The sequence below is a fragment of the Moorena sp. SIO4A1 genome, assembly GCF_010672065.1.
In the GTDB taxonomy this organism is placed as follows: Bacteria; Cyanobacteriota; Cyanobacteriia; order Cyanobacteriales; family Coleofasciculaceae; genus Moorena.
This window is the reverse complement of the sequence record NZ_JAAHHX010000204.1, coordinates 1-3,152: the sequence shown is the minus strand read 5'-3', so window position 1 is coordinate 3,152 and position 3,152 is coordinate 1. Positions and strand designations below refer to the sequence as shown.

The window sequence follows — 3,152 nt, the reverse complement described above, 5'->3', positions numbered from 1 at the left end:
ATAAAATTAGGAATCCTAGTTGGTGATGGGTGTTTTTATGCATTAATATCATCGGTGCAGTTGCGATCGCTTTGCCACTATCCCGTGATAATTCCAAAGCTTCCAAACTTAGAGAATTCGAGGCTAGGTCAAATCCCAACATTGTCTCATTATCGTGGTATGGCTCAACAAAATAGACCGGAAAATATTCTTCTCTGGGTTTAGCCTTAATCAGCTCTCCCTGAGGATTATTTTCTGTAATTTTAAAGTTAGGAAAACCCTCTTGTTTGGCAGCTTGTTCGTAAGCAGATCGTTGCTCATGGGGTACCCAAGGAATCCACTCTAGGGCTTGAATATCTGAATGATTTGACAAGTAAGGCTTGACAAACGTCCGAAATTCCTGACGAGTCACTTTTTCGGAGGCAGCATAGACCCCAACAATCGATTCCAGTTGGTGTAGATTTTTTTCAAGGCTTCTTTGGAGCAAGGAAATAATATCGGTTGCATCTTGTTCAAACTCTTTTTCGATCGTTTTGTTTTCCAAATTCCAAGTTCCCATGAACGTTAGTAGGGAAAACATAACCCCTGTAAAAATAGTCAGTGCTAAGGGCAGAGAATGGACTGTTTTTTTGAGCGGTAGTAGAGGATTAATTAGTTTGGTATTATTCATTAAATTACCTTTGTTTAGTCCCTGAGTACATAAAGTTTAATGGTTGGAATTAGTCAGTCTATGAAATATCATAAATAGGCGAGAGATAACTGGTTTTGAAAGTAAACAGGCATCTTCTGAATTCAATGAATATAGTCGTTAAGGAAAGAGCGTATTTTTTTTAACTGAAACTTTTGAGCTAATTCACGGATGTGTTGGACAAAATCACTAGTGTTTGGATCGGATTTTTCTAGGTTATCGATTTGTTTTAAAAGGTCATTGATTAAGCCTGCCCTAGCCAGATCGTAAAGTTGGGAAAGTTTCTCGACTGGAGGAGTCACAATCTCTAGGGTTTGAGATGAGATGTTTTTCTTCTTCCTACTTCCTCCTTCCTGCCTTGCTTGATAAATCCATTCCAGTTTCAGATGCACTTGTAACATCTCTAGTAGCTTTTCTGCCTCTACTGGTTTAGGCAGAAAATCATCCGCTCCAGCCTCACTACTTTTTTCCTTGTCAGTGTCAAATACACTAGCCGAAGACGCAATCACTACTTTTGAGTGCAATTGGGGGGATTGTCGCAACTGTCGGATCATCTCAAAGCCATCCATCTGTGGCATCAACAAGTCAGTGATAATCAGGTCTGGTGGAAATGCTGTGGCTTCCTCTAAACCCTCTTGACCATTGCTAGCCTCCACTAGTTCAAATCCCAGGGGAGCCAGCAGATTTACAATCACCCAGCGATTTTCTTGTTTATCATCCACCACCAGAATTGTGGGTGGCTGACCTTTGAAGCCAATAATCCCTCTTTGAGGAGTCATGGGTTTGGATGCAGCTGTGGTTTCTTTTAACTGCAAATCGAACCAAAACACAGTGCCAATGCCCAACTGGCTGCTTACTTCTAACTTAGACCCCATCATCTGAACCAGTTTCTGAGTAATGGCTAATCCCAATCCGGTCCCTTGTGCTTTATTTAAGGGATTCCCCACTTGCTCGAAAGGCAAAAATATTCGTTCGATTTGTTCCGGACTCATGCCAATACCCGTGTCTTCAATTTTAAATCGAATTGTTGTCAATAGTCCTTGGCTATTGGTCATGTGTTCATTCTCCTTTTCCCTGGGTTTAAGGACACTTACTGTAAACTTAACGTCTCCAGTGTCAGTAAACTTAATCCCATTCCCCAGTAAGTTAATCAGCACTTGTCGCAGGCGTTTTTCATCAGCATGGATGCCGGTGGGAAGTTCAGAAAGGGGTTGGTAAGTAAACAAAATGTCCTTGTTTTGAACTCGGATTTCGCAGATGTCAATCAGGTTCTGAAGAAAAGACGAAAAATGAAAATCTGTCCGGTAGAGTTCCATTTTACCAGCTTCAATTTTGGACAGGTCTAAAATGTCATTAATTAGGGTGAGCAGATGATCACCACATTGATGGATAATGTCAATCCCCTTGAGAGACTGATCAGACAAGGTTTTGGAGCGTTTCAGGATTTGGGTGTAACCGAGGATGCCATTGAGAGGGGTGCGGAGTTCATGGCTGATGTTGGCGAGAAATTCGCTTTTGGCACGGTTGGCCACTGCGCTTTGCGCCGCAGCGCGAACGGCTGCTTCTTTTGCCTGTTTGAGGTCTTCCTCAGCTTGTTTGCGATCGCTAATATCGGTTCTGATCGCCAAATACTGGTAAGGTTTGTCCCTATCATCCAAGAACGGTACAATGGTGGTATCGACCCAGTAATAGCTGCCATCTTTGGCTTGATTCTTAATTTCTCCCTGCCAAACTTGACCACTAGCAATAATTGACCAAAGGTTTCGGAAGAATTCCTTGGGGTGGTAATTGGAATTGATCAATAGATGGCTTTGTCCAATCAGTTCTTCTCTAGAATATTTAGAGATATGACAGAACCGATCATTGACATCGGTAATTACCCCTTTTTGGTCAGTAATAGCTAGGATTGAACCTTGATCTAAAGCATACTTGAAATCTGATAATTCTTTGACTGACCTTTGCAGTTTTTTCTCTGTTTCTTGTTGTTTAGCAATCTCTAATACCAGACGTTTATTGACATGTTCTAGTGTACAATAGGTACGCTGATAATCCAGTATTAATCCTACTAGGGGGATCAGGTAGGCAATAATTTTGAGGAAATGGGCGATATGGAAATGACTGTCGAAGAGTGCTTGTGAACCAAAAGCCATGTGGAGTTGGGCGACTGTATCGGGAATAGTACTCACAATTAAGGAGTAAGAGAACAGACTGGGATACCGTTGGTGAAAGCTTGGGTAAATAAAAATGCCAGCAGCAATAAACAGAAGCAATGGCAGGATGTCCCATGGTCGGGGGATAATGGAGTTGGGAAATGTTGTTTCCGGCAGAAGCTCGCTGGTTGCACAGATGTGAATTATGCCATAGGCAATCAACCCAAACCCCAAGCTGACAATAATGACAAAACCCAAGCTCCTGGTTTGGTTTTTTTCTACCCAGCTTCTCCTTGAGCAAAGGCTAGTTCCTAGAATCAGGATTAGTGCATTGA

The 3,152-nt window shown here is 42.0% G+C and carries 2 protein-coding genes; both read right to left on the bottom strand.

What is annotated here, in order from left to right; translation table 11 throughout:
* Positions 1–649: CHASE domain-containing protein (locus F6K53_RS36160; protein WP_293084244.1), on the bottom strand; the 649-nt coding region annotated here is incomplete at its 3' end.
* A gap of 122 nt (positions 650–771) precedes the next feature.
* The coding region (locus F6K53_RS36155; RefSeq protein WP_293084242.1) for an ATP-binding protein at positions 772–3,152 on the bottom strand (2,381 nt) is incomplete at its 5' end.